General features: G+C 53.4%; 12 protein-coding genes. 4 read left to right on the forward strand and 8 right to left on the reverse strand.

The genetic code is table 11. The features are described from left to right. Positions 1 to 89: 89 nt before the first annotated feature. On the forward strand, positions 90 to 2,876 hold the full coding sequence (locus KK078_RS03000; protein WP_254088758.1) for a putative LPS assembly protein LptD: 2,787 nt from the start codon (positions 90 to 92) through the stop codon (positions 2,874 to 2,876). Positions 2,877 to 3,125: 249 nt separating this feature from the next. On the opposite strand, the gene lysS is transcribed toward KK078_RS03000, so the two are convergent. Together lysS and KK078_RS03010 are read right to left on the reverse strand one after the other, a co-directional pair. After that, on the reverse strand, positions 3,126 to 4,853 hold the full coding sequence (gene lysS, locus KK078_RS03005) for a lysine--tRNA ligase (RefSeq protein WP_254088759.1): 1,728 nt from the start codon (positions 4,851 to 4,853) through the stop codon (positions 3,126 to 3,128). 62 nt (positions 4,854 to 4,915) lie between these two features. Beyond that, complete coding sequence (locus KK078_RS03010) at positions 4,916 to 6,100, reverse strand: proline dehydrogenase family protein (protein ID WP_254088760.1); 1,185 nt, start codon at positions 6,098 to 6,100, stop codon at positions 4,916 to 4,918. A gap of 110 nt (positions 6,101 to 6,210) precedes the next feature. Here KK078_RS03010 and aroB point away from each other — a divergent pair, with 110 nt between their 5' ends. Next, complete coding sequence (gene aroB, locus KK078_RS03015; protein ID WP_254088761.1) at positions 6,211 to 7,254, forward strand: 3-dehydroquinate synthase; 1,044 nt, start codon at positions 6,211 to 6,213, stop codon at positions 7,252 to 7,254. Between the two features lie 274 nt (positions 7,255 to 7,528). Continuing rightward, positions 7,529 to 8,749 carry a 3-phosphoshikimate 1-carboxyvinyltransferase gene (locus KK078_RS03020; RefSeq protein ID WP_254088762.1) on the forward strand — a complete coding sequence of 407 codons (1,221 nt, stop codon included), beginning with the start codon at positions 7,529 to 7,531 and terminating at the stop codon, positions 8,747 to 8,749. Here the strand turns inward: KK078_RS03020 and KK078_RS03025 are convergent. The 6 genes from KK078_RS03025 to pafA form a co-directional block, all read right to left on the reverse strand. Further along, the gene (locus KK078_RS03025; protein ID WP_254088763.1) at positions 8,736 to 9,509 is read right to left on the reverse strand and encodes an ABC transporter substrate-binding protein; all 774 of its coding nucleotides are present in this window, start codon (positions 9,507 to 9,509) and stop codon (positions 8,736 to 8,738) included. The genes KK078_RS03020 and KK078_RS03025 overlap by 14 nt on opposite strands. A gap of 253 nt (positions 9,510 to 9,762) precedes the next feature. Next, on the reverse strand, positions 9,763 to 10,827 hold the full coding sequence (locus tag KK078_RS03030) for a sensor histidine kinase (RefSeq protein WP_254088764.1): 1,065 nt from the start codon (positions 10,825 to 10,827) through the stop codon (positions 9,763 to 9,765). A gap of 42 nt (positions 10,828 to 10,869) precedes the next feature. Further along, positions 10,870 to 11,382: a YfiR family protein gene (locus KK078_RS03035; RefSeq protein WP_254088765.1), complete on the reverse strand. Its 513-nt coding sequence runs from the start codon at positions 11,380 to 11,382 to the stop codon at positions 10,870 to 10,872. 92 nt (positions 11,383 to 11,474) lie between these two features. Beyond that, positions 11,475 to 11,990 (reverse strand): YfiR family protein, encoded by a 516-nt coding sequence (locus tag KK078_RS03040; RefSeq protein ID WP_254088766.1) that lies wholly within the window; start codon positions 11,988 to 11,990, stop codon positions 11,475 to 11,477. 105 nt (positions 11,991 to 12,095) lie between these two features. Continuing rightward, the gene (locus KK078_RS03045) at positions 12,096 to 13,166 is read right to left on the reverse strand and encodes a M42 family metallopeptidase (RefSeq protein ID WP_254088767.1); all 1,071 of its coding nucleotides are present in this window, start codon (positions 13,164 to 13,166) and stop codon (positions 12,096 to 12,098) included. A 120-nt stretch (positions 13,167 to 13,286) separates the two neighbouring features. After that, positions 13,287 to 14,930, reverse strand: a complete 1,644-nt coding sequence (pafA, locus tag KK078_RS03050) for an alkaline phosphatase PafA (protein WP_254088768.1) — start codon at positions 14,928 to 14,930, stop codon at positions 13,287 to 13,289. 650 nt (positions 14,931 to 15,580) lie between these two features. On the opposite strand from pafA, the gene KK078_RS03055 reads away from it, so the two are divergent. After that, positions 15,581 to 16,510 carry a S1C family serine protease gene (locus KK078_RS03055; RefSeq protein ID WP_254088769.1) on the forward strand — a complete coding sequence of 310 codons (930 nt, stop codon included), beginning with the start codon at positions 15,581 to 15,583 and terminating at the stop codon, positions 16,508 to 16,510. Positions 16,511 to 16,549: the final 39 nt, after the last annotated feature.

Consider the following 16,549-nt stretch of genomic DNA (forward strand, 5'->3'; position numbering starts at 1 on the left):
AGGTTATTGCTATCAGAAGCAGGGTTAATCCAATATTCCTCACAGGCCTTACAATGTTCAGTGTATTTGCAATAACTTTACGCAAAAATGTGAATTTTTCACTAAAAGCTAAAAACCTGACCTTTAACCCGGTATTTGTGCGGCATTTTAGTCTTCTTCTTTTTTTGCTCATAAGCACTGTCGCTGCCGCGCAAGTGGAACCCCGTGTTAAGACCCCGCAAGAGGTTATTAGTACTCCGAACGATTCCATTCCTGCTCCGGCCGATTCGATCCCGCCGCCGGGGGCTTTAAAAGACACACTCAAATCCGATACGGTCAAAACTCCGCCGCCCAAGGGCGACATTGAAACTACTATCAATTATTCTGCCAAGGACTCGATCCGGGCTACCCTCGACAACCAGATGGTTTGGTTGTATGGCGACGCCAAGATCAAATACGGCGAGGTCGAGCTGGAGGCCGAAGAGATCATCATCGACTACGCCAACAACACCCTGACGGCCCACGGCCGCCGCGATTCGCTCGGGCAGCGCGTGGGGTACCCGATCTTTAAAAACGGGGCCGAGCTGTACGAGACCAAAGATATTGTCTACAACTTCAAGACCCGTCGTGCGCGGATCAGCGAGGTAGTGACCACGCAGGGCGAGGGCTACGTCAGCTCCCGCGCCGCTTTCAAAAACGAAAAGAACGAGATCCTCAGCCTTCACAACTCTTACACCACCTGTAACCTCGAGCATCCGCACTTCCGCATCATTTCCAGCAAGGCCAAGGCCATCCCGCACGACAAGATCGTGTCGGGGCCTTTTTATTTTGAGTTTAATGAGATCCCTCTTCCCATCGGGTTCCTGTTCGGTATGTTCCCGTCGCCGCGCAAGAGCTCGTCGGGCATCATCTTCCCGTCGTATGGCGAAGAGCGCCGCCGAGGCTTTAACCTGCGCAACGGTGGGTATTTCTTTGATATCAGCGAATACGTCAAGCTGGCGCTGACGGGAGACATTTATTCGAAGGGCGGCCACGCGGTGTATGCCAATTCCAGCTACCTGAAACGGTATGCCTACAGCGGCTCGGTGAACTTTGCCTATTCGCGTAACTCGGACACGGACGAAAAGATCGAGACGAACAATTATACACAAGACTTTCGCCTGACGTGGAGCCACTCGCCTCAGTCAAAAGGCAATGGACGCTTCTCTGCGTCTGTGAATGCCGCTACGTCCACCTTCAACCGGAATAACTTCTTGTCGTACGGAACTCCTGCCGCTCAGTACACCGCGGCACTGAGCAATATCTCCACGAAGCTGAGCTCGAACGTGTCGTATAGCCATCGCTTTGCGGGCACGCCTTTTACCATGGCCATCAATGCCAGTCACAACCAGGATATCGTTACCAAGAACGTGGACCTGGCGCTGCCGACGCTGACGGCGAACATGACCAACATTTATCCGTTCCAAAAGAAATCGGGTGAGACCGGTCCCCTGGACAACTTTTCCATTTCGTATGCCATGACGGCCCAGAACCGCATTACCAACAACCTGGGGCGGCGTACGATCACCTCGACACAAGACAGCATCGCGCCGTTCACCCTGGCCAACTTCAGCCGCTTCTTTGAAAACGGCCGGAAAGGCATTCGGCACTCGATACCGATGTCGTATTCGTTTAAGGCGTTCAAGTATTTTACGATGTCTCCCTCCGTCTCGTTCGAATCAAAATGGTATTGGGAAAAACTTGACTATGAATACAACAGCCGGGGTCAGCTGGTGGTAAAAGATACCATCGAGGGATTCAATACCATCGAGAACTATTCGGTCAGCACCAGCCTTACCACCCGGATGTACGGCACTTATTTCTTTAAGAAAGGAAAGGTCAAGGCCATCCGTCACGTGGTGAACCCTTCGATATCGTTCGGCTATACACCCGACTTCACCACGAACAACGGTTATTTTTTCAAAGCACACCGGGTGGATAGTGTCTACACAGATGCCAACGATCAACTTGTGATGGTAGCGGCGGCCAACAGTGAATATTATAAATCCAGACACGAAGGTTCTGTTTATGGCGGATCGACCACGGGCCGTAGCGGCTCGATCGGCTTTAGCCTGGGTAACAACGTAGAAATGAAGGTACAGGGAGAACAGGACTCTGTAGCACGCAAGGTGATGTTACTCAACAACCTGTCGCTTAACACGAGCTACAACCTGATGGCTGATTCGTTCAACCTGGCTCCGATCGGCATCGCCGCCAACACCAACATTCTGGACAACCTGTTCAACCTGAACGCATCGGCCACCCTGGATCCTTATTCGTACCAGTCCTTTCTGGTTAACCCAGAGACGAACTCCCGCAGAACGATCGAGCGCCGTGTAGACCGGTATGTCTGGCGTGATGGAAAGCTCGGCCGGATCACCAGCGCCACGCTGGCCGTCAGCACGAACTTAAACCCCAAGGCGCGCGACAAGAATAATAGTTCCCGCGAAAAAATTTCCAAATCCGACCTGCCGCAACAAGAGAAAGACTACCTCATTGAAAACCCTGATGCCTACGTGGATTTCGATATACCGTGGAGCCTGAACCTGAGCTATAACGCTGCCTACTCGCACCCGGTCAACAGCGCGGAAAGGATTACGCAGACCGTTACGGCCAACGGCGATTTCGCGCTTTCGAAACAATGGAAGTTTACCTATAGCACGGGTTATCACTTCGAGGATGGTGAGTTTTCCATTACGCAGCTCGGCATTGCCCGTGACCTGCACTGCTGGACCATGAGTGTTAACTGGACGCCGTTTGGCCAGTTCCAGCAGTTCTATTTTGTGATCAATGTGAAGTCCAGTTTGCTTCAGGATCTGAAGCTGGAGAGGAGGAAGCCTTTCTTTGATAATTTGTAAGAAAACAGGCTCTTGTCGAGCCTGTTTTCTGATATGGTGGGTCATCGGTTGCCGACACGGAAGCAGTACTGAACGGGGGCGTAAAATGGACGACGGCGCCTGGAGTTGTTACGCCCTTACAGGGCTTGGATATCGTCTGTATTGGTTTCCCCAGGCCTTACAGCCTGGGCTGATGTGTTACGCCCCTTCAGGGCTCCGCCGTTCTTGCATAAGCCGTCGAAATCGCCGGGTATAGTTGGCACCCGCGCTTTATTTTAGCCAACCCTCCACTTCTTCTTGCGTGGGGTTGGCAATCTCCAGTTTCATTTTTTTGCGTGTGCCGCATACGTCGTTGAAGAGCTTGGAGGCTTTCATTTCCTTCATTTGTGCCAGTGACTGGATGCCCAGTTTTTGCAGTATGGGGATCAGCTCGGGGCGTACGCCGGCGTCTTCAAATTCTTTTGCGTCAAAGCCTGCTACGGGCTTTTCGGGTTTCATTTGGGGGAAGAACAGCACGTCCTGGATCGATGCCGAGTTGGTCATGATCATGGACAGGCGGTCGATGCCGATGCCCAGGCCGGCCGTGGGCGGCATGCCGTATTCCAGTGCGCGCAGGAAGTCTTCGTCCAGCGTCATGGCTTCTTCGTCGCCTCGTTTGCCGAGCTCCAGCTGCTCTTCAAAGCGCTGGCGCTGGTCGATGGGGTCGTTCAGCTCGGAGAACGAGTTGGCGATCTCTTTGCGGTTACAGATGGCTTCGAAGCGCTCTACCAGGCCGGGCTTGTTGCGGTGTTTCTTGGCCAGCGGCGACATTTCTACCGGGTAGTCGGTAATGAAGGTCGGCTGGATGAGGTTGGGCTCGCACTTCTCGCCAAAGATCTGGTCGATGAGCTTGCCTTTGCCCATGGTCTCGTCCATCGGTACGTTCAGCTGGCGGCAGGTGTCGCGCAGCTGTACTTCGTCCATGGCGGAGATGTCGATGCCGGTAAAGTGCTTGATGGATTCGAACATGGTGTAGCGTGTCCACGGGCGCTTGAAGTCGATGATGTTCTCGCCTACGGTCACTTGCGTGGTGCCGTGCAGGTCGAGTGCCACGCGCTCGATCATTTCTTCCACGAGGTCCATCATCCAGTTGTAGTCTTTGTAGGCTACGTACAGCTCGATCTGGGTGAACTCGGGGTTATGGAACCGCGACATGCCTTCGTTGCGGAAGTCTTTCGAGAATTCGTAGACGCCTTTGAAGCCGCCGACGATCAGGCGCTTGAGGTATAGCTCATTGGCGATACGCAGGTACAGGGTCATGTCCAGCGTATTGTGGTGTGTCTTGAACGGGCGGGCCGCTGCACCGCCATAGAGCGGCTGCAGAATAGGGGTTTCCACCTCCAGGTATTCTTTGGCGTTGAGGTATTGCCGCATCGAATTCACCAGCTGTGTGCGCTTCACGAACGTGTCGCGCACCTCGGGGTTTACGATCATGTCGACATACCGCATGCGGTAGCGTTGCTCGGAGTCTGTAAAGGCGTCGTGGCGGTGCGTGACACCTTGCTCGTCTACGGTCTCTTTGGTGATGGGCAGCGGGCGCAGTGCCTTGGTCAACACGGTAAATGCGGTGACGTGTATGGAGGTTTCGCCGGTCTGGGTGACGAAGGCGTAGCCTTTCACACCGATGATGTCGCCGATGTCGAGCAGTTTTTTAAAGACGGTGTTGTAGAGGGTTTTGTCTTCGCCGGGGCACAGGTCGTCGCGGCGCAGGTAGAGCTGTATGCGGCCGGTTTCGTCTTGCAGCTCCACAAACGAAGCGTTGCCCATGACGCGTGTATTCATGATACGGCCAGCGAGGGAGACGTCCTTGAAATTATTTTCGTCCTGTTTGTACTTCTCCAGGATCTCTTTGGCAGAGGTGTTGACTTCAAAAAGATCGGCCGGGTAGGGATCTATCCCTAGTTTCCTGAGCTCATCCAGCTTTTGCCGGCGGATGATCTCCTGTTCGCTGAGTTGCATGAAATAAAATTTTCGCGAAAATACGCGAAAAACGAGAAAAAGCGAGAAAATGAAGACGGCTGTTATGCCGATCTTCTTCGCTGCAGCTCTTTGCGGATCAAAATCAGCTCGCGGCTGCTCTGGCCGGCTACGGACGTATTTTCCTGGGCGCGGCGGAACAGGTAGGGCATGACTGACCGCACCGGACCGTAGGGCATGTATTTGGCCACTTTGTAGCCGGCCTTGGCCAGGTTAAAGGAGATGTTGTCGCTCATGCCGTAGAGCTGGGCAAACCACACGCGGTCGTCGTTGCCGGGTATGCCGTGCTGCTCCATGAGCTGTGTGAGGTACAGGTTGCTTTGTTCGTTGTGGGAGCCGCACATAAAGGCCATCTGGTGCAGATTGGCGATGCTGAACTCCAATGCTTCGTTGAAGGCTTTGTCGGATGCGGCCTTGTCGGGCTGGATGGGGTCTTCGTAGCCCATTTCGGCGGCCCGTGCCCGCTCTTTCTCCATGTACGCGCCGCGCACCAGTTTGGCGCCCAGGTGGTAGCCTTTCGCGGATGCCTCGCGGAAGGCATCTTTCAGGTTTTGCAACGTTGCTTTGCGATACAGCTGGTAGGTATTAAAAACGATGGCTTTCCCGCGGTTGTAGCGGGCCATCATTTCATATGCCAATGCGTCTACCGGTTCCTGGATCCAGGTCTCTTCGGCATCGATCAATACGGGGATGTTGCTGGCGTGGGCCAGCTGACAAATGGTATCTACGCGTTTTTGTACACGCTGGTAGGCTTCGGTCTCGGCGGGGCTCAGCGCGTCCTGGCGCTGGATCTTTTCCAGCAGCTCCATGTCGGCCAGGCCGGTGACTTTAAACACCGAGAACGGTATGCCCTGTGGGTTGCTTTTCGCTTTGCGAATGGTGCGCAGGGTTTCTTCGAGGGTCTGGTCAAAGCCTGTTTCGGAGGCTTCGCCTTCTACCGAGTAGTCGAGGATGGTGCCGACGCCGTAGCGCGACAGGGTGCGGATCTCATCGTCGCAGTTGTCTATGCTCACCCCGCCGCAGAAGTGGTCGAACGCTGTCTTTTTGATCAGCCCCTCTACCGGCAAGTGTAGCTTCAACGCCAGCCTGGTCGACCCGATGGCGATGGATGAGATCCAGGGGTGGTTGACGAGGGAGAAGATAAAGTTGGCTTTTCGAAGGGCGGCATTGGACTTGTACGAAAATGCCACCGAGGTGTCTTCAAAGGAAATCCTGGGGTGTGCCTGCATACGCTGTTAAAGTGGCGCAAATATACCCGCTTACAGACGTTAGCAAAAACGGGGGGGCCGGAGTTGCCAGGTTTTTAATAACTTTCGAAAAAAAGTTTACGCAAAGACTGATGCTGCCCGATAACATTCTGTTTTCCTCCGATCCTACCAATGATTTATTGGCAATCCTTCAGAAAAAAAATTACAGCCAGGTAGTGGTCCTCACCGACGAGAACTGCCGCCGGCATTGCTACCCCTTGCTGGAGCGGTCGTTGCCACCGCACCGGGTCATCGAGGTGAAGAGCGGCGAGGAGCAGAAAAACCTCGACACCTGCTCGTTCATCTGGCAAGCGATGACGGAGCAGGCGCTGGATCGCCACGCGGTGCTGATCGTGTTGGGTGGCGGCGTGCTGGGGGATATGGGCGGCTTTTGCGCGGCTACGTATAAGCGCGGCATCGACTTCATTCTTGTACCCACTACGTTGCTGGCGCAGGTCGATGCCAGCATCGGCGGTAAGCTGGGAGTGGATTTTCAACACCTGAAAAATCATATCGGAGTCTTCCAGGTGCCGGTGATGACGTTACTGTACAGTGGTTTTCTAAAGACCCTGCCGGCGGGCGAGCTCCGCTCGGGCTATGCCGAGGTGATCAAACACACGTTGATCTCCGACCGCGCCATGTGGGATGTGATCCTGCAAAAGCCTTTTGCCGATCAGGATTGGGATACGCTGGTCCGTCACTCCGTGGCGTTCAAGGCGCGCGTGACGACGGAAGATCCGACCGAAAAAGGGTTGCGCAAAATCCTCAACGCGGGCCACACGATCGGCCATGCGGTGGAGAGCTACCTGCTGGGCGGCAACCGACGTATTTTACATGGCGAGGCTGTAGCACTGGGACTTGTTGCCGAGGGATATATTGCCCAGGTGCGAGGCATGTTGCCGGAGGCGGATTTTCAACAGCTATACCGGTATATTCTTTCGGTGTACGGAAAGGTTGCGTTGACGGAGGAGGATATCGAGTCGGCTACGGCATTGACGTTACAAGACAAGAAAAATAAAGGCAACAGGATCTTGTGCGTTCTCCAGGAAGGGATCGGGAACGCGCGGTGGGATTGCGAGATCAGCCCAGAGGCGGTAAAAGAAGCACTTCGTTTTTACCGTTCACTTCAGATATAATAGATCTCTGAATCGTCGAAAGTCTTTTCGTCTTCTGTCTTCTGAACCTTGCGCAGGTTGACTGTATTACGGGCAACAAATTTTCTGGTTCTGACCTTACGATCGCCTGTAAGTAACCATGCTGCTAACAAGGCCCCGGAGGCCAAGCTCAAGACTGCTATTTTTGAAGATGTTCTCATACTTTGCATAACTTGAATTCATTTGCAAATGTTTCAGCAGATGGGAAAATATCCTGGAACAAGCTGTAATTTGCCCATCCAAATTTTATAGTCCATTGAGCACGACCATTCACCTGAAGCGAACGAGTGTTTTGAAGGGTACCGCTTCACTTCTTCCCGCCTCGAAAAGCATTGCCAACCGGGCGCTTATCATCAACGCCCTCGCAGGTGGCACGTCTGAACTGCACAATCTATCAGACGCCAATGATACGCAGCTCATGCTGCGCCTGGTGGGCTCGCCCGAGCCTGTCATTGACGTAGAAGATGCGGGTACAACCATGCGTTTCCTCACGGCGTATTTTGCTGTTACCAAACAACAGAAAACCCTCACCGGTACATCACGCATGCAGGAGCGTCCCATCGGCATTCTCGTCGATGCGCTGCGCAGCCTGGGCGCCGACATCGCTTACACGGGGCGCGAGGGTTATCCGCCGCTGCGCACGCAGGGCTTCTCCGGCCAACAGCGAAACGCCATCCGCATTCGCGGTGATATCAGCAGCCAGTTTATCTCGGCGCTGATGATGGTCGCACCGATGTTGCCGCAGGGCCTGACATTGGAACTGGAAGGCAAGGTGGGCAGTCGTCCCTATATTGAAATGACGGCTTCGCTGATGAAACATTTCGGCGCTTCTTCTACCCTGCTCGACGATAAGGTCATTATCCCGGCACAGCACTATATACCCGCTCCCTTCACGGTGGAGTCGGACTGGTCTGCCGCCAGCTACTGGTTTGCTTTCACGGCGTTGGCACAGGAGGCTACGGTCACGCTACCGCGCCTCTTTGAGTCGTCGGTACAGGGCGATTCTGTTGTTGTACAGATCATGGATACCCTTGGCGTGCGCGCGGTGTATGCAGGTGGTTTGCTGACACTCACCAAAAAAGAAAGCGCGGCGTCGCTGTCGTGGGACTTTACGCATTGCCCCGACCTGGCCCAAACGGTGGCGGTAGTCTGTGCTGCAAAAGGCATTCGCGGCTCGTTCACGGGGCTGGAGAGCCTGCGCATTAAGGAGACCGACCGTATTGCGGCGCTGCAGCAGGAGCTGCGGAAGATCGGTGCCGACCTGGTGGAAGACTCTACCGAGCATTGGACCCTCGTGCCGTCTCAGCAGCTGCCGGCGTCGGCGTCGTTTGCCACGTATAAAGATCACCGTATGGCGATGGCCTTTGCCCCGCTCGTTACGCTGATGGATGTAACGATCGAGCAACCGGACGTTGTCCGGAAATCATACCCCAACTATTGGAACGACCTGCGGGCGTTTGGCATTACGGCAGCGTAAGGCTGTTGAAATACGCCGGCGCCTGTATGAGCCGGCTGCCATACCACGAAAACATTTCGCCGTCCACGAGTATGCACCGGGTGGCAGGGCACAGTTGCTGCAATTCCGCCACATGTTTCTCCCGGAACGGATATGGCTCTGACGACAACATTATATAGTCCGGCTGTACTGCGGCCAGTGTGGCGGGCGTTAGCACGGGGTAACGCGGTTGCTGTACGGCGTTGATCCAGCCCAGGCGGCCGAGCAGGGTGTCGATGAAAGTACCGGGGCCGGCGGCCATCCAGGGGTCGCGCCAGATGAGGTACACCACCCGCTTTGGCGGCAGGGGGCGGATCGTAGTAAATGCCGTGTCGATGCGGTGTACGATTGCTGCTGCTTCCTGTTGGCGGGCCGTGAGCGCACCGATCCCTTGTATCATCTGTCGGGCATCCTCTAATGTGACGATATCGCTGAGCCACACGGGATATGTCTCTCTTAAGGTTACAATTCCCTCCTCGTAATTTTCTTCTTTGTTACCGATGATCAGGTCGGGCTTCAGGCGGTGGATGGTGTCGATGTGAAAGTTCTTCGTACCACCGATGATCGTTTTGGTTTTACGCCATGACGGCGGATATATACAAAACTTCGTGATACCGACCACCTGTTCTTCGAGGCGCAGGTCGGCGAGCAACTCGGTTTGCGAAGGCACCAGGGATATAATCCGTTTAGGGGTGCCGTTATATGTAGTAACAACGTTTCCTACCTGGTCGGTACACGTCATGCTGGTATAGAGTTATTAACAACGCGACTGTAAATTTAGGGGAAATGTATAGTGTAAGAAAGGTGCACGGCGAAGTAAAAAGGAACGCACAGAGCGCGCAGAGAAAAGACCCTCTCTATAAAAACTCTGCGACCCCGTGCGTGTTTCTTCGCGTGAAAGGCTCATTTGCCTTCCATAAGACCTTAAAAAACGCACAGAGCACACAAAGAAAAGACCCTCTCTATAAAAACTCTGTGACCCCGTGCGTGTATCTTCAGCCAATCCCGATGGACTGGTGTATTTGATTTGGTATTCTGACGTGGAACGTGGTTCCTTGTCCCTGGTTCGAAATTACTTTAACCTCTCCTCCCAACCGCTCCAGTGTGTCTTTAACAATAAACAGGCCGAGGCCGGTTCCTTGCGATCGGTCTGTTGCTCTAAAGAACAGATCGAAGATTTTCTCCTGGTATAAAGGGTCGATGCCGATCCCGTTATCCTCAAAGCTCATGTCACAAAACTCTTCCGTAACTCGCGCTGCAATTTTGATAAATCGGTTTTGCTTTTGCAAGTCCATGTACTTTATAGCGTTCGAAAGTATATTTGTAACGACTGTTTTTACTCTTAAACGGTCGGAATGCCATTCGCAGTCTGCGTGGATGTCCCAAAAAACATCAACGGCGTTGTCGGGGTAGAGGTTTTTAAGATTATCCCATTCTTCGAGCAGGAGCTGCTCGATACTTATTTTTTCGCGTTGTACGGCCAGCTTTTCGTTGCGATAAAAGTCATTCATTTCCTCGATAAAGGAGTCGAGGCGGAGCAGGCTTTTTTTGATCATGCCGATATACTGGTCTTTTTCGCCATCGGGCACCATCTCAGCGATTTTAACCAGTCCCAGCGCTGACATGACGGGGGCTTTGAGGTCGTGGGTGGTTTTATAGATCACCTGGTCGAGCTGGCGGTTGGAGCGGATGAGCTCGTCTTCGCGCAATTTTTTTTCGGTGACGTCGTTAAGCTTGAATATGACGCCCTGAAACTCCTGCCGGTCGAGGAGCTGGGAGGCCGAAACGTCGAAGTATACCATCTGCGCGCCGGTGCCGGGCAGCATGAATTCGTGGGTAAACCTGCCTGTTCCCTCGCGGAGGTGTGTTGTAAGATTTTCAAACTTTTCGCGCTGAATGAACTCGCGGATGTTGCGGCCCAGCAGGGAAACGGGCTCAATGCCGAGGATCTTGGCGACGGAGGAGGAAACGTAGCGGATGGTTAATTCCTTATCGGCGACGATATGGATATCCTCGGAATGCTCTACCAACTCTCTAAAAAGTCCCTCTCCCCAGTCCATCGCTATAGCAACGAATTTTTCCGCTGCTTCGTTCCCTTGGCACTAGATAAGTATTGCCATACTGCTGAGCTGTGTAGATACTTTGAGGTTAGCGGCCCCGACGGTGGCCTGATTGAGCTCAAATTTGAGCTTTCCGTCTACGACCTTGAAGTTGATGCAGCTTCCTTTTTGACCGAGACCGTTCCCATCGGTGATGGTCAGTACGGATTTCCCGGTAATGCTACCTTTAATAGTATCGAAGTCTCTGTTCTTGGATTTTCCGACATATACGACCTGGCAGTCGGCGGCTTCAGCAGGGTTGCCGAGCTTTTTGATGACGTACTTTTTGCTCCCCTTGGGTTTGCCGTCGTACCACTGTTTGAGTGTATTAAAGACGTTATCGTCGCCGATAACACCTACGACAAACTCTCCGGCCTCCCCTTCGTTCGGCCACTGTACATACTTGATAAAGTTGTACAGCATCGCAGAGTGGATCTCGTGCGGCGGGCGTTCCTGTGCTTTGGCACTGATCGCAACGATTACCGTTGCGATGACAAATAAAACAAGGCGTTTCATAGACTAAAGTTTAGGAAAATACTACCAAACAATCTATGAATTAATGAGAAAAAACCCCGGGGAGTAACCCCCGAGGCTTTCCAAACAACCCATTAAATCAATATCGCCATGGAAGAAAGCGAGCCGGAAACTTTCAGGTTTGAGGCTTCTATTGCTTTCTGATTGAGTTCGAATTTAAGTTTGTTATCGACGGTTTTGAAGTTGATGCCACTTCCTTTCTCACCTAAACCGTTCTTGTCGGTGATGACCAGTGTACCTTTGCCTTTTACTTTGGCATTGGCAGCGTCAAACTCTCCGCTCTTGTTCTTGTCTATATAAAGAACATGACAATCGGTAATTTCAGAGGCGGAGTTGAATTTCTTGATCACATACGTTTTTGATCCGCGGGGCTTGCCGCCGTACCAATCCGTGAGGGTTTTGTAAATCTCGTTGCTTCCGACTACACCAATCACAAATTCACCCGAAGCAGCCTGATCGGGCCATTGTACGTAGCGGGTGAAGTTAAAGACCATCATGGAGTATACCTCGTGCATGGGCCTATCTTGAGCAACGGCGCTTCCGCAAGCCAGGAAGGAAGCGAGTGCCAGGATCTGAATCTTTTTAATCATTCTGATAGGTTGTTTGATTTCTACAGTACAAAAATAGGCTCCCCCAGCTGCCTGGAAGAGCCTATTCAGAAGCTTACCTTAGCGATGTAAGTTTTTCGCCCAGGATTACTTAATATACCGGAAATCGTGGCCGGGCTTGAGCTGGAGGAGGAATTCGTAAATCAGGTTGATAACGTTTTCGACGTCGTCTTTATGCACCATCTCGACGGTGGTGTGCATGTACTTCAAAGGTAAGGAAATGAGCGCGGAGGCCACTCCTTCGGCAGAATATGCAAAAGAGTCGGTATCTGTGCCGGTAGAGCGCGATACGGCCTGGCGCTGGAAGGGGATTTTACGCTTCTGGGCGGTCTCGATCACCATCTTCAACACGTTATTCTGCACGGCAGGGCCATAGCACACCACGGGGCCGTTTCCGGCCTTGAGGTTGCCGCTTTCACGCTTATTATACATGGGTGACTGCGTGTCGTGCGTGACGTCGGTACAAATGGCCAGATCGGGTTTCAGGCGGCGGGAGATCATCTCCGCACCCCGCAGACCGATCTCCTCTTGCACTGCATTTACCACGTACAGGCCGTAGGGCAGTTTCTTCTTGTTCTCGTGCAGGCGGCGGGCTACCTCCGCAATCATAAAACCGCCCATGCGGTTGTCCAGCGCGCGGCCTACCAGCCACTGCTTGTTCATTTCCATGAGCTCATCTTCAAAGGTGATGACGCAGCCTACGTGTACGCCGAGGTCTTCTACTTCTTTTTTGTTGGCGGCGCCGATGTCTATAAAGATGTTCTTCAGCGACGGGGCTTCTTCCCGCGCGGCATCGCGCACGTGTATGGCGGGCCAGCCAAATACACCTTTTACCACGCCACGCTCGGTATGGATGTTTACACGCTTCGAGGGTGCGATCTGGTGATCGGAGCCGCCGTTGCGGCGCACGTAGATATAGCCGTCGTCGGTGATGTAGTTTACGAACCAGGAGATCTCGTCGGCGTGCGCCTCGATAACCACCTTGTACGTTGCTTTGGGGTTGATAACTCCTACGGCGGTGCCATATACATCCACGATCTGATCACTGATATAGGGCTTGATATAGTCCAGCCAGATCTGCTGGCCCGAGCTTTCAAAACCCGTGGGGGATGCATTGTTGAGGTACTCGTACAGGAATTCTTTGCTTTTTTTATCCATAGTGAATGTGCTGTTTCGGGCCACAAGGTAATAAATTCGGCTAAAAAGAAAGCCCGCCTGCCGTGCCGGGGGCATGGCGGGCGGGCCTGGCCGCTCGTGTCTCAGGGACCGGCGCGCCGGTTATTCAAACAGTTCTTCGATGGGCTGCCCGGTGCAGCCGCTGGGGAACTTGATGTTGAGCAGCAGCGATACGGTGGGGGCTACGTCGGTGATGGTGTGGTAGCGTGCCGATGTGCCTTTGCGGATGCCGGCTCCGTAGAACAGGATGGGCACGTTCGTATCGTAGGTATAGGGCGAGCCGTGGGTAGTACCCTGGATGGACCCCGACTCGAACCACCCCGGTTGCAGCACGATGGCGATGTCGCCGGATCGACGGGGGTTATAACCACGGATGATCATACCCTTGATGCCTTTCTCGTCGTAGGCGCCCTGGCGCAGCTCCGCCTGGGTATAGTAGTTGGCCACGCCGTCCATCGTCATGAGGTATTTGCCGATCAGCTCGCTGGCGATCATAAGCTCGATGCCCGACGATTTGGGATCTTTCTGAAAGGCGTCGTGGTTGAGGAAGACCTGCTCGTTGTCGATCGCGGCGATGATCTTGCGGCCAGGGAAGTAGCTTTCCAGGTATGTATCCAGCTTCGCTTTTGCGAACTCGTTGCTGAAGTATCCTGCCGGCATCTTGTTATCCTTTAGATATTGAGGCACGTCGGCCACGGCATGGTCGGCTGTTAAGAAGACGGTATACTTGCCGGCGCCCACTTCTTTGTCGAGGGTCTTGAACAGGTCGGCCAGGTTACGGTCCAGGCGCAGGTATATATCTTCCAGTTCTACGGCCTGAGGGCCGACGGCGTGGCCGACGGCGTCGGTTGTTGAATAGGAGATGCAGAGGAAGTCGGTGATGTCGTCTTTGCCGAGGCTCTCGCCGGCCAGGCTGGCCTTGGACATTTCGGTGAGGAAGTCGTTGGCGAAGGGTGTTACGTACAGCAGGTCGTAGCTGGTGCTCTTGCCCCTGAGCGCCGGCAGGTCGTAGGGAAATACGGGCTTGGATTTGCCGCCGATCTTTTTCTCATAGGGCGAGTCGTCGGGGCCGCTTTCGGTATACTGTGCTATGGGCAGCAGGGTATTCCACGTTTGGTTGAGGTACTGCGCGGGCAGGTTAAGGGCGTTGAACCTTGTTACCCATGCCGGCAGTTGGGTCATGTAGTAGTTGCTGGTCATGAAGGTGCCGGTCTTGCCGTCAAACCAGTAGGCGCCGTCGGCCATGTGGCCGGCCGGTAATACCGCGCCCCGGTCTTTGAAGGAAATGCCGATCACTTTCGCGCGTTTCTGCGTGAAGAGCTTTAGCTCGTCGGTGATGGTGGTCGACACCATGCGCCAGGGCGACACGTCGCCGTTGCCGGCTGCGCCGACGGCTCTGCGTGTTGTGTCTTCCACGCAGTTGACGCTTTTGCGCAGGTCCTTGTCGTAGAAGTCGTTGCCGATGATGCCGTGTATGGCGGGTGTCGAGCCGGTATATACCGATGCGTGACCGGGGCCTGTTACTGTAGGAGCGTAGTTATAGTGGGCGTTGCGCAGCATGAAGCCGTCGCCCATCAGGCGCTTAAAGCCACCTTCACCAAATTTTGCATAATAACGAGAGAGGTATTCCTGACGCATCTGGTCGACTACAATACCCACTACCAGTTTGGGTTTTGTCGTCACGCCCGGTTGTGCCCACGCTGTATGAGCCCAGGCAACCAGTACAAGTATAATGATTCTTCGCATGCATGATAAGTTCATGCGGCAAGATAGAGAATCACCCTAATACTGGCATTAAACTTTTATGAACGGATTGTTGCGTCTGATCAAGCTCAGTGTATGCGCAACACCCGATACAATTTATAAAGAATGGGGCAAGACCGTTTAAAAAATCATGATGGCGAGCAGCGCCATAGAGATTACAGAGCTTGCAAACATGAGCACCAGGCCCAGAAAATGATAAACATTAATCTGCTTCATAGCTAGGTAAAAAAGGTTAGGTCTAAAAAATAAATATTACGCGTGCGCGTATGACCAAAGCAGAGACTAAAGACATGAAGTGATCTGGACCGCGGTGCTGCAGCATTTTTCCTGCGCCATGCCTTATAAAGCCGTAAGGTCATACACAGGTTTAAAACACTATCGTTTGCAGCACTTGTCGCAAACCATTGCAAGATAGAAAAAAATCAATATGACACGTTATTTCTTCCCGAAATTTTGAGGAAAAAGAACCCCGTTTTGTGCCTGGCATAAAAAAACCAGGTCAATCTGTCGATTGCATCGCCCGGTGCGGACGGCCAAAGTGGCGTAAAGGGGCGCAGGTACTGGCCATTCTTTCCGAAAAATGCTGCTGGCGGTGAATTTGACGCCCCTCTCCCACATTTATGTAATACGATATGGATGCTTTTTCGACAATGATCATCGACGCCGTGGAGAAGACTAAAAATGCCGTGGTCAAGATCGATGTGTTTAAGCGCGACGCGCAGGGCATACTGCGGGCCGCAGGGTCGGGATCGGGCTTTATCTTTTCGTCGGACGGGCTGGTGTTCACCAACAGCCATGTCGTAGACGGTGCCGAAAAGATCATGGTAAGCCTGCTGAACGAAAATGAGATCGAGGGCTTTTTAATCGGCAAGGATCCCGATACGGACCTGGCCATTCTCAAGATCTATAGTGAAGGATATTCGGTGGCGCACCTGGGCGATGCGCAGCAATTGCAGATCGGCCAGTTGGTGATCGCCATCGGCAATCCGTATGGATACCAGCATACCGTCACCACCGGTGTGGTCAGTGCATTGGGGCGCACGTTGCAGACGCAATCCGGACGGTTGATCGACAATGTTATTCAATCGGATGCCGCGTTGAACCCCGGCAATTCGGGAGGGCCGATGATCACGACGGAGGGCGACGTGATCGGTGTCAACACCGCGGTGATACAAGGTGCGCAAGGACTCAGCTTCTCTGTCGATATCAACACGGCAAAGGAAATAGCCCAGCAGCTATTGCGCGATGGCAAGGTGTTCAAGGCGTACCTGGGTGTGATGTTACAAGAAGTGGCGTTGAATCCTAAAGTGAAACAACACCACAACCTGCGCAATAAGCGTGGTCTGTTCGTTACCCGCATCGAGCCTAACTCGCCGGCGTCACGCTCGCAGTTACAAGAGGGAGATATCCTCATTGCGTTTAACGACCGGGAGATCAACAGCTCGCATGAGCTCTTCAAGGAGCTGAGCCATCGCGCTATCCTGACAACTACAAACGTATCGGTGATCCGGCACACGGAGCTACTGCACTTCAGCGTTTTTCCCGCCGACCGGAAGGCGTAAAAAAACAAAGCGCGCTGTCTTGTGGACAGAGCGCTTTGT

It is taken from the genome of Dawidia soli (assembly GCF_018598185.1).
GTDB lineage: Bacteria > Bacteroidota > Bacteroidia > Cytophagales > Cyclobacteriaceae > Ohtaekwangia > Ohtaekwangia soli.

What these genes read in the sequence shown, in the direction of transcription:
- KK078_RS03040 (WP_254088766.1), bottom strand. Translation starts at nt 11,990, where the DNA reads ATGATTAAAAAGATTCAGATCCTGGCACTCGCTTCCTTCCTGGCTTGC.
- pafA (WP_254088768.1), bottom strand. Translation starts at nt 14,930, where the DNA reads ATGCGAAGAATCATTATACTTGTACTGGTTGCCTGGGCTCATACAGCG.
- KK078_RS03055 (WP_254088769.1), top strand. Translation starts at nt 15,581, where the DNA reads ATGGATGCTTTTTCGACAATGATCATCGACGCCGTGGAGAAGACTAAA.
- aroB (WP_254088761.1), top strand. Translation starts at nt 6,211, where the DNA reads ATGCTGCCCGATAACATTCTGTTTTCCTCCGATCCTACCAATGATTTA.
- lysS (WP_254088759.1), bottom strand. Translation starts at nt 4,853, where the DNA reads ATGCAACTCAGCGAACAGGAGATCATCCGCCGGCAAAAGCTGGATGAG.
- KK078_RS03045 (WP_254088767.1), bottom strand. Translation starts at nt 13,166, where the DNA reads ATGGATAAAAAAAGCAAAGAATTCCTGTACGAGTACCTCAACAATGCA.
- KK078_RS03035 (WP_254088765.1), bottom strand. Translation starts at nt 11,382, where the DNA reads ATGAAACGCCTTGTTTTATTTGTCATCGCAACGGTAATCGTTGCGATC.
- KK078_RS03010 (WP_254088760.1), bottom strand. Translation starts at nt 6,100, where the DNA reads ATGCAGGCACACCCCAGGATTTCCTTTGAAGACACCTCGGTGGCATTT.
- KK078_RS03030 (WP_254088764.1), bottom strand. Translation starts at nt 10,827, where the DNA reads ATGGACTGGGGAGAGGGACTTTTTAGAGAGTTGGTAGAGCATTCCGAG.
- KK078_RS03025 (WP_254088763.1), bottom strand. Translation starts at nt 9,509, where the DNA reads ATGACGTGTACCGACCAGGTAGGAAACGTTGTTACTACATATAACGGC.